Below are 13,820 nucleotides of genomic sequence, written 5' to 3'. Positions count from 1 at the left end.
TCCTACGGCATGATCCAGGATAACCACATCCACCACCTGGCCCGCAGCGTGGCCTGCACCAGCGCCGGCGGTTCGGCCATCGGCGTGGACAGCTATTACCACGGCGTGAAGTCGGACATCGTCGGCAACGTCGTCAATGACATCGGCCCGGCCGGCTGCACCTATGTCCAGGGTATCTACGTCAGCACCTCGGGCAGCATCAAGAACAACCTGGTCTATCGCGTGGGCGCGGTCGGCATCCACCTGTGGCACGACGCCACCGACGTGGTCATCACCAACAACACCGTGACCAGCTCGAACTTCGGCATGGTGGTGGGCGGCGGCGACTTCTATTACACGACGGCCGGCGCCAACAATGTCTATGTCGCCAACAACATCATTTACGACAACAAGTACGGCATCTCGGAGCAGGGCAAGACCGGCACCGCCAACAAGTATGTCAACAACCTGGTGTTCCAGAACCCGACCTACAACATTTCTCTGCGCAACGGTTTGAAGGACACCGGCACCATCAGCTCGAACCCGCTGTTCAAGGCCTATTCGAAGACCGCGGCCACCCCGGACTTCCACCTGACCAGCAGCTCGCCGGCGATCGGCCGCGGCACCGCGACCAACGCCTACCCGACCGACCTGGACGGCAAGCCACGTAACGCTTCGACCGGTTACGACATCGGCGCCTACCAGCACTGATCGCCAAGCGCTGGATGGCACCAGTCAAAGCCCGCATCCCGCAAGGCGTGCGGGCTTTTTCAGTCCTCGTCCTCGCCGGCGATGGGCCGGGCGATCTGCGGTCCGCCCGCGCTGGCGTTGTTGACCTTGGTGCTGACCTTGTACCAGTCGAAGTCCTCGGGCGGCACGGCTGCATGGCGCGCCAGCTCGAGCGCCTGCTGCGGACTGAGGTTCGGCGACATCCACAGCTCGGCATCTTCCTTGCTGAGGACCACCGGGCGGCGGTCGTGGATATCGAGCATGCCGCCGTGGGCATCGTCGGTGACCAGCACGAAGCCGGCTTCTGCGCGGTTTTCCTCGAAGGGGCCGAAGTTCGCCAGCGCCAGCAGGAAGAGGGGAGCGTGGTCCTTGCGGTGGATGTGCCAGGGCTGCTTGTGGCCTTTCTCGCCGGTCCATTCGTACCAGCCCTCGGCGGGCACGATGCCGCGCCCGTTCTTGAGCAGGCGCGACCAGTAGCTGCCGCTCAGCTTTTCGAGGCGGGCATTGATGGCGACCGGGATCTTGCCCTCTGCCCAACGGGGGCGGTAGCTCCAGAACACGTCGTCGACGTGGTGCTCGCCGTCTTCCATGTGCAGCACCGGACGATAGGTGCCGGGCGCGGCGTTGGTCGTCGGCGCGGATTCGCTGTCGAACACCGCGTCGGCCCAGCCGAAGGCATTGGCGTAATGGCGCGCGGTCTGGCTTTGGTCAAATCGTCCACACATGGCTCGATCCTACCGCAGTCGCGGCAAAGCGGTCGTCCGTTAGCCCGGCAGCAGGGCGGCGCGCCGGCATTGCAAGGTGGATGTGCGATTCCGCTGACGTCACGACGGGCATTTGCTAACCCATCCCGACCCTTGTGAAGCCCAAAGGCGGCCCAACTTCCTGTCATGTTTCGTCAGGTAGTCTCTCCGTTTCTTTGTGTCTCCATCTCAGTGATCCTCTGAGTGTTTGCCGCTGTCGCCATGCGCGACAGCGGCATTTTTTATGCGCCGCGCCTGGACGGCCGCTCGTGCATTTGCAGGCGGGCCGATGCAGGCGTATGCTGTACTCACAACATTGCTACAAATGGAGACAATCATGAAGCTTCGTTTCGCACATGTGCACCTGCCGGCTAGTTTCCACCGCCCGCTGCGCTTCGGTAGCCGCTGGCGCGGCCATGAGCTGGCGCTGCGGGTCTGCCAGATCCTCGCGTTTGCCGTGCTGGCGGTGTTTGGCGGGCAGCTGATTGCCCAGTTGATCAGGTTTGTGGTGCGGACGTTTGCCGCGACCTGAGTCCTACAGGCGTATCGTTATCTCGATCTTCTCGGAAGCTATGCCTAGGGACTCGGCAAGCTTGCGCTTGGCTTCCGCGATCGCATCAGTAAAGTTGCCGCCTCTGCCTTCGCCTGCGTCCGCCGCAGCGTAAGAGGCCGCTTTTTCCGCCACGTGCGGCGGCCCGGCGGGGGGCGTGAGCTGCTGCCAGTTCAGCGCCTCCGGATCCAGGTCCAGGCGGCGGAACAGTTCCGCCGTCTCCAGGTAAGCCACCGGGAAGCGCTGGCTGTTGGCGAGCAATTGCCACGCGCCAGGGATGTGGACCATCGCATAGGTCTCGAATTCAATCGTGATCCTTGCCGCATGCGGCGACGGCTTCGTACGCCTGATTCGCGCGATCAAAAACGCGACGCCGTGCTCGAAATCCATCGCGGCCCACTGCTCGCGGCGATTCCTGACGCAAACGAGGTACTGGGCCGCCTCCACGCGGATCGGGCTGGCGGTCCAGTGGCCGCATCCGCCTTCCTCGCGCATCCGCCGCAAATCCTTGCCTGTGTAGACGATCACACTTTCCATGAGCATTCCGGTAATGACTGACTCGACATTACTGGTTTGCATCATCGGCAGGTTTGATGGCGCTCACCTGCCCGCGCATGCTCGCCGTTCTATCCGAAGCTATCTGGCGCCTATGCCCTTGCTCTCAGTTGATTAGGGTCAGTAGATCAAGGTTTCTCCAGCAACTTCATCCAGCCTCGACAGTCCAACCGAATGCAAGGCAAGCCGGGCGCGGCTTTCCAGGCAAAGCAGCCCGATAGTGGGTTTCATTGTGACGAAGTGAGGAGGACCGTTATGGATAAGCTACAGATAGTTACCGAATTCCTGGCCATATTGGAGGCCAATCATTATGCCGCGCTGGTGCTGATCGCACTGGCGGCCATCATCAAGCAATGGCCGCCCAAGAGTTGACGCGCAGCTTCTTACACCCCGACCATCGACACCGCCTTGGTGTTCAGGTAGGCCTCGAGCGCCTCGGGGCCGCCTTCGGAACCGTAGCCGGAATCCTTGATGCCGCCGAAAGGCAGTTCGGCGCTCGGCGTGGCCGGCTGGTTAATCCACAGCATGCCGACTTCCACGCGGTTCATCAGCAGCTGTGCGTTCTTGATCGAGCGCGTGAAGGCATAGCCGGCCAGGCCGTAGGGCAGGCGGTTCGCTTCCTCGATCGCATCGACCAGGCTGTCGAAACCGCGGATCGCGGCGACCGGGCCGAAAGGCTCGTCGTTGAACACGCTGGCTTCGAGCGGCACGTCGGCCAGGATGGTCGGGGCAAAGAAGTTGCCGGCTTCGCCCACGCGCTTGCCGCCGGTCGCCAGCACCGCGCCCCTGGCCTGCGCATCTTCGACCACCTTGGCCATCGCCGTCACGCGGCGCGCATTGGCCAGCGGCCCCAGCGTGATCCCTTCCTGCAGGCCGTCGCCCAGCTTCAGGCTTTCGGCATGCGCCACCAGCGCGCGCGTGAACTCCGCCTTGACCGCATTGTGGACCAGGAAGCGGGTCGGCGAGATGCAGACCTGGCCGGCATTGCGGAATTTGGCGGCGCCGGCCGCCTTGACCGCCAGCGCCACGTCCGCATCTTCGGCGATGATGACCGGCGCATGGCCGCCCAGCTCCATGGTCGCCCGTTTCATATGCGCGCCGGCCAGCGCGGCGAGCTGCTTGCCGACCGGGGTCGAGCCGGTGAAGGTGACCTTGCGGATGATGGGATGGGAAATAAGGTAGCCGGAGATTTCGGCCGGGTCGCCGAACACCAGGCCGACCACGCCCGGAGGCACGCCGGCGTCGACGAAGCACTGCAGCAGGGCGGCCGGCGAGGCCGGGGTCTCTTCCGGCGCCTTGCACAGGAAGGAGCAGCCGGTGGCCAGCGCGGCCGACAGCTTGCGGACGATCTGGTTGATCGGGAAGTTCCAGGGCGTGAAAGCGGCGACCGGACCGACCGGCTCCTTCAGCACCAGCTGCTGCGCGGCCGGGTTGCGCGCCGGGACGATGCGGCCGTACACGCGCATGCCCTCGGCCGCGAACCAGTCGATGATCTCGGCGCCGGCCATGGCTTCCATCTTCGCTTCCGCCAGCGGCTTGCCCTGTTCCTGGGTCAGCAGGCGGGCGATGTCGCCGGCGCGTTCGCGCAGCAGGGTGGCGGCGCGGCGCATCGTCGCGGCGCGTTCATAGGCGGGGACGGCGCGCCAGGTCTCGAAGCCCTTCTGCGCAGCGGCGAGGGCGCGGTCCAGGTCGGCGATGCCGGCGTGGGCCACGGTGCCGATGGCCTGTCCGGTGGCCGGGTTGACGACCGGGATGGTCTTGCCGCTCGCGGCGTCGGACCATTCGTTGGCGATCAGGAGGCGGGTATCGGGATAGCTGCTTGTCGTCATGGGTGTCGGTTCCTGTTGATGTGGCGGCGAGATGAATGCCAAGACCGCCATGATCGCATTGTCCGGCATTCCTTGCACGGCTACAGCGGCAAAGCGGTTTCGTACTTCACCTCACGCAGCGCCACGCTGGTGTTCACCTGCGAGACGCCGTGCAGCTTCACCAGCACGTTGTGCAGGAAGTCGTGGTAGGCGTCCATGTCGGCCACCACCACCTTGACCAGGTAATCCGAGCTGCCGGTGGTCTCGTAGCACTCGACGACTTCCGGCCGCAGCCGCATGGCCTGCTCGAACTGCTCGACCACGCCTTCCGCATGCCGCAGCAGCGAGACGTGCAGCAGGCACACCACCGCCAGCCCCAGCTTGCGGCGGTCGACCAGCGCGGTGTAGCGTACGATGTAGCCATTGTCCTCCAGCTCCTTCTGGCGCCGCCAGCAGGGACTGGCCGACATGCCGATCTTTTCCGCCAGCTCGTTCGAGGAGATCCTGCCGTCCTTCTGCAGCTCGGCGAGAATTTTCATGGATGCTGCATCTAGCGAATGATTTTTCATGATTTTGACCGGAAATAGACAAGTTCTTGCAATTCTAAGGCCCAAAATTGCAAAGATAGAAGAAATCTTTCGCGCCCGGCGGCCTATCCTGTCTCATCATTTACCCAGAACTATAAAAAAATGAACGACATGACGAATCCCGCGCAGCTCGGGCTGGCAGACCCCGGCTACGCACTCGACGACAACCTGACCCGCACGCAGGGCCGGGTGTTCCTGACCGGCACCCAGGCCCTGGTGCGCCTGCTGTGCATGCAAAAGCAGCTCGACGAAGCGCAGGGGCTGGACACCGCAGGCTTCGTCAGCGGCTACCGCGGTTCGCCGCTGGGCGCCGTCGACCAGGAACTGTGGCGCGCGAAAAAGCTGCTGGCCGAGCGCCGCATCGAATTCCTCCCGGCGATCAACGAAGAACTGGGCGCCACGGCCGTGATGGGCTCGCAGCAGGTCGAAGCCAATCCGACCCGCAAGGTCGATGGCGTGTTCGCGATGTGGTACGGCAAAGGGCCGGGCGTGGACCGTGCCGGCGACGCCCTCAAGCACGGCCACGTGTATGGCTCCTCGCCGCACGGCGGCGTGCTGGCCATCCTCGGCGACGACCACGGTTGCGTGTCCTCGTCGATGCCGCACCAGAGCGAGCAGGCGCTGATCGCCTGGGGCATGCCGGTGATTAATCCGGCCAACATCCAGGAGTACCTGGAATTCGGCCTGTACGGCTGGGCGCTGTCGCGCTTCACGGGCGCCTGGTGCGGATTCAAGGCGATCTCCGAAACGGTGGAGGGCGGCGCGGTGGTCGAACTGCCGGCCATGCCCAGCTTTGCCACACCCACCGATTACACGCCGCCGGCCGGCGGCCTGCACAACCGCTGGCCGGACTTGCCGGGCCTGGCGCTGGAGCAGCGCGTGGCGGCCAAGCTGGAGGCGGTGCAGGCCTTTGCGCGCGCCAACTCGATCGACCGCCTGGTGGTGCCAGCGCCGGACGCGCGCATCGGCATCATCGGCGCCGGCAAGGCCTACCTCGACCTGATCGAAGCGCTGGAGCGCATGCAGATTTCCGTCGAACGCCTGCAGGAACTGGGCGTGCGCCTGTACAAGCCCGGCCTGACCTACCCGCTGGAAGCGAGCCGCCTGTCGGCCTTCGCGCAGGGGCTGGAAGAGATTCTGGTGGTCGAAGAGAAGGGCCCGGTGATCGAGCAGCAGGTCAAGAACCTGTTCTACAACCTGGCGCCCGAGCAGCGCCCCGCCGTGATCGGCAAGACCGCCGTCGATGGATCGCCGCTGCTGTCGGCGCTGGGCGAGCTGCGGCCTTCGCGCATTGCGCCGGTGCTGGTGCAGTGGCTGGGCGCCCGCTTCCCGGCCTTGGAGCTGCATCGTTTCCTTCCCGAATTCTGCGCCGCCGAACTGCCTTTCAATGCCGCGGACGGCGCGCGCCGCACACCGTATTTCTGCTCGGGCTGCCCGCACAATACCTCGACCCGCGTGCCCGAAGGCAGCCGCGCGCTGGCCGGCATCGGTTGCCACTTCATGGCCACCTGGATGCAGCGGGACACCTATTATCTGTCGCAGATGGGCGGGGAGGGCGTCAGCTGGGCCGGCACCTCGCCTTTCGTGAATGAACCGCACATCTTCCAGAACCTGGGTGACGGCACCTTCTACCATTCCGGCTCGCTGGCGATCCGCCAGAGCGTGGCGGCCGGCACCAACATCACTTATAAAGTCCTGTACAACGACGCGGTGGCGATGACCGGCGGCCAGCCGGTGGACGGCACCTTGTCCGTGCCGCAGATCCTGCAGCAGGTGCTCAGCGAAGGCGTCAAAAAGGCCGTGGTGGTCACCGACTACCCGGACAATTACGAAGGCGTGGCCCTGCCGGAAGGCGTGAGCGTGCATCACCGGGGCGAGCTCGATGCGATCCAGCGCCAGTTGCGCGAGATTCCCGGCGTGACGGTGCTGGTGTACGACCAGACCTGCGCCGCCGAGAAGCGTCGCCGCCGCAAGAAGAACAAGCCGGACAAGATCGTGTTCCCGGACCCGGCGCGCCGCATGCTCATCAACCCGGCCGTGTGCGAAGGCTGCGGCGATTGCGGCGTGCAGTCGAACTGCCTGTCCATCCTGCCGCTGGAGACGGAGCTGGGCCGCAAGCGCCAGATCGAGCAGTCTTCCTGCAACAAGGATTACAGCTGCGTGGAGGGGTTCTGCCCGAGCTTCGTCTCGGTGCTGGGCGGCACGCTGCGCAAGCCGGCCGCCGTCCAGATATCCCTGGCCGACCTGGAGCGTGCGCTGGACAGCTATCCGGCGCCAAGCCAGCCGGCGCTGGCGAAACCCTTCGAGATCCTGGTGGCCGGCGTGGGCGGCACCGGCGTCGTCACGGTGGGCGCGCTGATCACGATGGCCGCGCACCTGGAAGGCAAGGGCGCGTCGACGCTGGACTTCATGGGCTTTGCGCAGAAGGGCGGCGCGGTGCTCTCGCACGTGCGGGTCGCGAGCTCGCCCGAGCGCCTGCACCAGGTCCGCATCGACCTGCGCCAGGCCGACGCCGTTTTCGCCTGCGACCTGGTGGTGGCCGGCATGCCGGACGGCCTGGCCGTCATCCGCCGCGATCACACCAGGGTGGTCGCCAACGAACACGAGATCCCCACCGCCGATTTCACCCGCGACCGCGACGCCCAGGTCGACCGCGAAGGCTTGCTGGGCAAGCTCGGCGCCGCGGCCGGCGAGGCGAACCTGCTGCGCCTGAACGCACAGGCGACGGCCGCGCGCTTCCTCGGCGACCCGATCGGCAGCAACATCCTGCTGATGGGCTATGCCTGGCAGCAGGGGCTGGTGCCGGTCGGCCTGCCGGCCCTGATGCGGGCGATCGAACTGAATGGCGTGGCGGTCGACATGAACAAGCGTGCCTTCACGCTGGGGCGCCTGCTGGCCGCCGACCGCGCGAAGCTCGACGGCATGGGGCAGCCGGCCCAGGTGATCCAGTTCGCGGCGCCGAAGTCCCTGGAAGAGCTGGTCGCCTTCCGCGTCGACTGGCTGACGCGCTACCAGGACGCCGCCTACGCCCGGCAGTACGCGCAGGCGGTGGCCGCGGTCGAGCAGCGCGAGCTGGCCCTCGAAGGCGGCGGCTCGCGCAAGCAGGTGGCCAAGGCGGTGGCGCGCAACCTGTTCAAGGTCATGGCCTACAAGGACGAGTACGAAGTCGCGCGCCTGCATGCCGACCCGGCTTTCCGTGAACAGATCGCCGCCCAGTTCGACGGCGACTACAAGCTGGGCTTCCACCTGGCGCCGCCGCTGTTCGCGCGCAAGAAGCCGGGTTCCGACGTGCCGGCGAAAATCGCGCTGGGCGGCTGGATGATGCCGGTGTTCGGCGTGCTGGCCCGCTTCAAGGGCCTGCGCGGCACGATGCTGGACCCCTTCGGCTGGACCCGCGAGCGCAAGGAAGAGCGCGCGCTGCGCGACCGCTACCTGGCCTTCGCGCGCGGCCTGTCGACCGGCCTGCGCGTGGACAACAAGGAGGCGGCGCTGAAGCTGGCGCAGCTGCCGGAGCAGGTGCGCGGCTATGGCCATATCAAGCAGGCGGCCATGGACAAGGCGCAGGGAGAATGGGCGGCGCTCGAAGCGCGTTACCGCGATGGGGTGGTGGTGGAGCTGAAGCGCCGGGCCTGAGGCCTGATGCGAAACTAACACCATGGAAGCCGGGCGTAGTACAATCCCGCCCGGCGCGGGCATGGCGGAACTGGTAGACGCATCAGACTTAAAATCTGCCGCCGCGAGGCGTGCCGGTTCGATTCCGGCTGCCCGCACCACCTCATCTTCAAGCTTCAGTTGAGTCCCTGCATGGTGTAGCATGCGCAAAGCAAACGCTACACACAGCAATCGAAGTGCAAGGACCCGAATTGAACATCACGATTAACGACGAACTCCGTACTTACGTCGACCCCCTCACGCCCGCCGAACATGAAGCCCTGGAACGCAGCCTGCTCACCGAAGGCTGCCGCGAAGCCCTGATCCTGTGGCGCGACGTCCTGATCGACGGCCATAACCGCTACGCCATCTGCAGCCAGCACGACATCCCCTTCCGGACCGTCCAGAACGACAGTTTCGACTCGATCGAAGACGTCAAGCTGTGGATGATCGATAACCAGCTGGCGCGCCGCAGCGTCACCGATTTCCAGCGCGGCCTGATGGCCCTGCGCAAGAAGGAAATCCTGGCCGCGCGCGTGGTCCAGAAAACCGACGACGAGCTGCAGACCGAAGCCGACCAGGCGGTGCCTTTCGCCCCGCCCTGGAACACGCGCCAGGAAGTGGCGCGCGCGGCCCGCGTCTCGGCCAACACCATCAGCCAGATCGAACGCATCCAGAAGACGGCCGCACCGGAGCTGGTGGACGCGGTGCGCAGCGGCGCCATCTCGATCAGTTCCGCCGCCAACGTCGCTTCGCTGCCGAAGGAAGCCCAGGTGGCGGCGGTCGCCGGCGGCAAGAAGGAGCTGCAGCAGGCCGCGCGCCAGGTGCGCGAGCAGAAGAGCGCCGCCAAGCCGAAGAAGGAAGCCCAGTTCGAGACCCCCGAAGACCACATCAAGGCCCTCAAGGCCCAGGTGGCCGAGCTGAAGGACCGCCTCGCCACCCTGATCGGCGAGAACGATGTGCTGAAGCAGAAGCTGGTCCTGCTCGGCGCGGAATAAAACAAACGATAAATCCAGGAGACCCGATGCCGACTTCACGCCTGATCGCTTCGTCCGTATTGAGCCTGGCCGTGATGGCCGCGCTGCCGCCCGCTTTTGCGGCAGGCGCGGCGCCGAAAGCCGCAGCCCAGTCCGCGCGCAGCTTTTCGGGCGCCGAACTGGCGCGCCTGAAGAAAGCGGCGCAGCGCGTGACGATCCTGCGCGACAAGTGGGGCATTCCGCACGTGTTCGGGAAGACCGACGCGGACGCGGTGTTCGGCATGGTGTTCGCCCAGGCGGAGGACGACTTCAACCGGGTCGAACTCAATTACATCAACGCGATGGGGCGCCTGGCCGAGGTCGAGGGCGAAAAGGAGATCTGGCGCGACCTGCGCATGAAGCTCTACATCGACCCGGCCGACATGCAGGCCAAGTATGCGGCGAGCCCGGCCTGGCTGCAGAAGCTGATGAAGGCCTGGGCCGACGGCATGAACTGGTACCTGGCCAGCCATCCGCAAGTCAAGCCCAAGCTGCTGACCCGCTTCGAACCCTGGATGGCCCTCAGTTTCAGCGAGGGCAGCATCGGCGGCGACATCGAGTCGATCAACCTGAAGCAGCTGGAAGCCTTTTATGGCAAGGTCCCGGCGCCGGCGCTCGCCATGGCCGACCTGGGCACAGGCTTCGACAAGGAGCCGCAAGGCTCCAACGGCTTCGCCATCGCACCCTGGCGCACGGCCGGCAAGCACGCGCTGCTGATGATCAATCCGCATACCTCCTTCTACTTCCGCCCGGAAGTGCACATGGTCAGCGACGAGGGCCTGAACGCCTACGGCGCCGTCACCTGGGGCCAGTTCTTCATCTACCAGGGCTTCAACGAGCGCCTCGGCTGGATGCATACCTCGGGCGGCGGCGACGTCATCGACGAATACCTCGAAACCGTGGTCGAGCGCGGCGGCAGCTTCTTCTACAAGTACGGCGGCGGCGAACGCGCGATGCGCAGCAAGACCATCGTGCTGCCCTACAGGACCGCGGACGGCATGGCCAGCCGCAGCGTCACCGCCTGGTTCACGCACCACGGTCCGGTGATCCGGGAAGAGGGCGGCAAGTGGGTGGCGGTGAAAATGATGGACGACCCGGTGCACGCGCTCGAGCAATCCTGGGGCCGCACCAGGGCGCGCGACTACGCGGCCTTCCTGAAGGTGATGGACCTGCGCACCAACTCCTCGAACAACACCGTGTACGCGGATGCCGACGGCAATATCGCCTACTTCCACGGCAATTTCGTGCCGCGCCGCGACCCGCGCTTCGACTGGACCCATCCGGTCGACGGCAGCGACCCGGCCACCGAGTGGCAGGGCCTGCATGAAGTGAAAGAAACGATCACCGTCTTCAACCCGAAGAGTGGCTATATCTCGAACACCAACAACTGGCCCTGCACCGGCTTCGGCGCCAGCAGCCCGGATTGCGCGGCCTATCCGAAATACATGTGGTCGCTGCCGCAGAACGCGCGCGGCATCCACGCCGAGCGGGTGCTGCACGATGCGCAGGACCTGAGTCTGGAGGGCCTGATCGGCAAGGCCTACGATCCTTACCTGACGGCTTTCGAACCGCTGCTGCCGGCCCTGCTGAAGGACTGGGACGTGCTGCCCCAGGGCGACGCCCTGAAGACGCGCCTGGCGGAGCAGGTGGCAAGCTTGCGAGGCTGGGACCTGCGCTGGGCCGTGGACTCCGTGCCGACTTCGCTGGCCGTCTACTGGGGCCAGGAGATGGTGAAGGAGGCCGCCAACCGCGCCCGCGCCCAGCAGATGCCGGTGGTCGACTTCATCCAGGACCGCCTGGGCGCCGCGGAGCGCCTGGACGCGCTGGCTAGGGCCTCGGACAAGCTGCAGGCCGACTTCGGCAGCTGGAAGACGCCCTGGGGCGAAATCAACCGCTTCCAGCGCCCCAGCGGCGAGGTCGAGCTGCACTACGACGACAGCAAGCCCAGCATTCCGGTGGGTTTCACCTCGGCCAACTGGGGTTCGCTGGCGTCCTTCGGCATGACGGCGAAGCAGACCACCAAGCGCATCTACGGCGACCGCGGCAACAGCTTCGTGGCCGCGGTGGAGTTCGGGCCGCGCGTGCGGGCGAAGAGCATCCTGGCCGGCGGCGAGAGCGGGGATCCGAAGTCGCCGCATTTCATGGACCAGGCCGAGATGTACAGCCGCGGCCAGTTCAAGGACGTGCTCTTCTATAAAGATGACATCGAGAAACAACTCGAGCGCAAATACCACCCTGGACAGTGACGCGGTCTGCGCCGTCCCTGCACGCACTTTTATGCATCGCAAAGTGCGCGCAAAACCCCTGTTGGCTCGATTGCAACACTTGCATTTCTGATATCTACTGATCCTCCGATCGATCTTATCAGGAGTGCAAACATGGCTAGCAAACCCTCACTCGGCAAGCTCTTCTGCGCCGCGGCGCTGCTCTGCGCAAGCGCCGCCGCCCAGGCCGACATCACCGTCTACACCAGCCAGGCCGACTGGCTGGCCGCCGTCCAGGCGCCGGGCACCGATACCTACGACGACCTGAGCCTCGCGCCCTACGGCGAAACCTTGACCCGCAACGCCGGCGCCTACACCTACAACGTGTATTCCGCCACCGGCCTGTGGGGCGCCGGCGGCACCGGCGGCGATTACTGGCTGTCGAACAACACCGCGATCGCGCCCATCGTGTTCTCGGGCTTCGGCAGCGGGGTGACCGCGTTCGGCGGCAATTTCTTCACCTCCGATGTACTCGGCCAGTACACCACCGGCAACCTGATCCTGACCGCGATCGACGGCACCGCGCTGAGCTATGGCCTGGGCGGCCCCGCCACCACCGACTTTCTCGGTTTCGTCTCGACCTCGCCGCTGGTGGCCGTCACGCTTGCCACCGATGGCGGCGCCGGCTATTGGCCGACCGCCAACAACGTCGTGCTGGCCGTGCCGGAACCGGCCACCTACGGCATGCTGCTGGCCGGGCTGGGCTTCGTCGGCCTGGTGAGCCGCCGCCGCGGCTAGCTGTACCGAGCGAGCGGCGCCAGGCCGCAAGGGTGACAAGCCGCCCGGACGCCGATGATCGGTCCGGGCGGTTTTCCATTGCGGGTCCCGCTTGCTATAATTTTGCAAGTTAACAAGTCCAGCGGACTCAGGCGGAAGGCGCAGTGGCAAAACTCTATTTCAGGTATTCGGCGATGAACGCCGGCAAATCCACCTCGCTGCTGCAGGTGGCCCACAACTACGAAGAGCAGGGCCAGAAGGTCCAGCTCTACACCGCCGCGATCGACAACCGCTACGGCGTCGGCCTGATCACCTCGCGCCTGGGTCCGCAGCGCGAAGTCGGCCTGTTCGACGGCGACACCGATTTCCTGGAAAACGCGCCCGAAGTGGCCTGCGTGCTGGTCGATGAAGCGCAGTTCCTGACCAAGCAGCAGGTCGTGCAGCTGCACCGCCTGGCCCAGGTGCGCGGCGTGCCGGTGATCTGCTACGGCCTGCGCAGCGATTTCCGCGGCGACCCCTTCCCGGGCTCGGCCTACCTGCTGGCGCTGGCCGACGACATCGAGGAAATCAAGAACATCTGCACCTGCGGCAAGAAGGCGACCATGAACATCCGCGTCGACGCGGAAGGCCGCCGCATCCGCGAAGGCGAGCAGGTCAGCATCGGCGGCAACGAAAGCTACCGCCAGGCCTGCGGCCGCTGCTTCTACAAGGGCTGAAGGGCAGCACCGGGATGGGCGACATCCTGCTCTACCTGGTGCCCTCGCTGGCGCTGGCCTTCCTGATCTGGCTGGTGACCTCGCTGCACCCGCTGTTCTTCCTGTTCAGCGCGGCCGGCACCCTGTGCCATGAGCTGGCGCATTTCTCGGTCGGCCTGCTGCTGGGCGCGGAACCAACCGGCTTCTCCATCATTCCAAGACGTACCGGACGCACCTGGGAACTCGGCTCCGTCACCTTTGCCAACCTGCGCTGGTATAACGCCGCGCCGGCCGCGCTGGCGCCGCTGCTGGTGCTGCTGGTGCCGCTGGCGGTGGCCTGGTGGCGCACCCGCGGGGCATGGCATTTCGGCCCGGCCGACCTGGCCCTGACCCTGCTGCTGGCGCCGCAGTTCCTGTCTTTCTGGCCGTCGCCGGTGGATTGGCGGCTGGCGGTGCGCAGCTGGCCCTGGCTGCTCATTATCCTTGGGACAGCAGTCGCGGCCTATATTCTTAAGCTCGGCTGAAG

Annotated in this window: 12 protein-coding genes and 1 tRNA gene; 9 read left to right on the top strand and 4 right to left on the bottom strand. The window is 65.7% G+C overall.

The features are described 5' to 3' along the window. Positions 1-690: choice-of-anchor Q domain-containing protein (locus tag ACFPO9_RS02535; RefSeq protein ID WP_379766571.1), on the top strand; the 690-nt coding region annotated here is incomplete at its 5' end. 59 nt (positions 691-749) lie between these two features. Here the strand turns inward: ACFPO9_RS02535 and ACFPO9_RS02530 are convergent. Next, positions 750-1,433 (bottom strand): SOS response-associated peptidase, encoded by a 684-nt coding sequence (locus tag ACFPO9_RS02530; protein WP_379766568.1) that lies wholly within the window; start codon positions 1,431-1,433, stop codon positions 750-752. Between the two features lie 355 nt (positions 1,434-1,788). Here ACFPO9_RS02530 and ACFPO9_RS02525 point away from each other — a divergent pair, with 355 nt between their 5' ends. Continuing rightward, a complete protein-coding gene (locus ACFPO9_RS02525) occupies positions 1,789-1,983 on the top strand; it encodes a hypothetical protein (RefSeq protein ID WP_379766565.1) in 195 nt (64 codons plus the stop codon). 3 nt (positions 1,984-1,986) lie between these two features. Here ACFPO9_RS02525 and ACFPO9_RS02520 read toward each other — a convergent pair whose 3' ends face one another. The 3 genes from ACFPO9_RS02520 to ACFPO9_RS02510 form a co-directional block, all read right to left on the bottom strand. Continuing rightward, positions 1,987-2,538, bottom strand: coding sequence for a hypothetical protein (locus ACFPO9_RS02520; protein ID WP_379766562.1), 552 nt, complete (start codon positions 2,536-2,538; stop codon positions 1,987-1,989). A 401-nt stretch (positions 2,539-2,939) separates the two neighbouring features. Next, positions 2,940-4,385, bottom strand: a complete 1,446-nt coding sequence (locus tag ACFPO9_RS02515; protein WP_379766559.1) for an NAD-dependent succinate-semialdehyde dehydrogenase — start codon at positions 4,383-4,385, stop codon at positions 2,940-2,942. A gap of 80 nt (positions 4,386-4,465) precedes the next feature. Beyond that, positions 4,466-4,933, bottom strand: a complete 468-nt coding sequence (locus tag ACFPO9_RS02510; RefSeq protein WP_379766556.1) for an Lrp/AsnC family transcriptional regulator — start codon at positions 4,931-4,933, stop codon at positions 4,466-4,468. Between the two features lie 120 nt (positions 4,934-5,053). Between ACFPO9_RS02510 and ACFPO9_RS02505 the strand changes: the two genes are divergently transcribed. The 7 genes from ACFPO9_RS02505 (at position 5,054) to ACFPO9_RS02475 (ending at position 13,818) form a co-directional block, all read left to right on the top strand. Continuing rightward, positions 5,054-8,584, top strand: a complete 3,531-nt coding sequence (locus ACFPO9_RS02505) for an indolepyruvate ferredoxin oxidoreductase family protein (RefSeq protein ID WP_379766553.1) — start codon at positions 5,054-5,056, stop codon at positions 8,582-8,584. 55 nt (positions 8,585-8,639) lie between these two features. After that, positions 8,640-8,724 (top strand) — tRNA-Leu (locus ACFPO9_RS02500). Between the two features lie 90 nt (positions 8,725-8,814). Then, positions 8,815-9,600 carry a hypothetical protein gene (locus ACFPO9_RS02495; RefSeq protein ID WP_379766550.1) on the top strand — a complete coding sequence of 262 codons (786 nt, stop codon included), beginning with the start codon at positions 8,815-8,817 and terminating at the stop codon, positions 9,598-9,600. Between the two features lie 26 nt (positions 9,601-9,626). Then, positions 9,627-11,864, top strand: a complete 2,238-nt coding sequence (locus ACFPO9_RS02490) for a penicillin acylase family protein (protein ID WP_379766547.1) — start codon at positions 9,627-9,629, stop codon at positions 11,862-11,864. Between the two features lie 132 nt (positions 11,865-11,996). Further along, complete coding sequence (locus ACFPO9_RS02485) at positions 11,997-12,620, top strand: PEP-CTERM sorting domain-containing protein (RefSeq protein WP_379766544.1); 624 nt, start codon at positions 11,997-11,999, stop codon at positions 12,618-12,620. Between the two features lie 143 nt (positions 12,621-12,763). Next, positions 12,764-13,315 carry a thymidine kinase gene (locus ACFPO9_RS02480; RefSeq protein WP_379766541.1) on the top strand — a complete coding sequence of 184 codons (552 nt, stop codon included), beginning with the start codon at positions 12,764-12,766 and terminating at the stop codon, positions 13,313-13,315. A 14-nt stretch (positions 13,316-13,329) separates the two neighbouring features. Further along, positions 13,330-13,818, top strand: coding sequence for a hypothetical protein (locus tag ACFPO9_RS02475; protein ID WP_379766538.1), 489 nt, complete (start codon positions 13,330-13,332; stop codon positions 13,816-13,818). Positions 13,819-13,820: the final 2 nt, after the last annotated feature.

This window comes from Massilia aerilata (assembly GCF_042656905.1).
GTDB lineage: Bacteria > Pseudomonadota > Gammaproteobacteria > Burkholderiales > Burkholderiaceae_D > Telluria > Telluria aerilata.
This window is presented reverse-complemented; position numbering and strand designations above follow the sequence as displayed.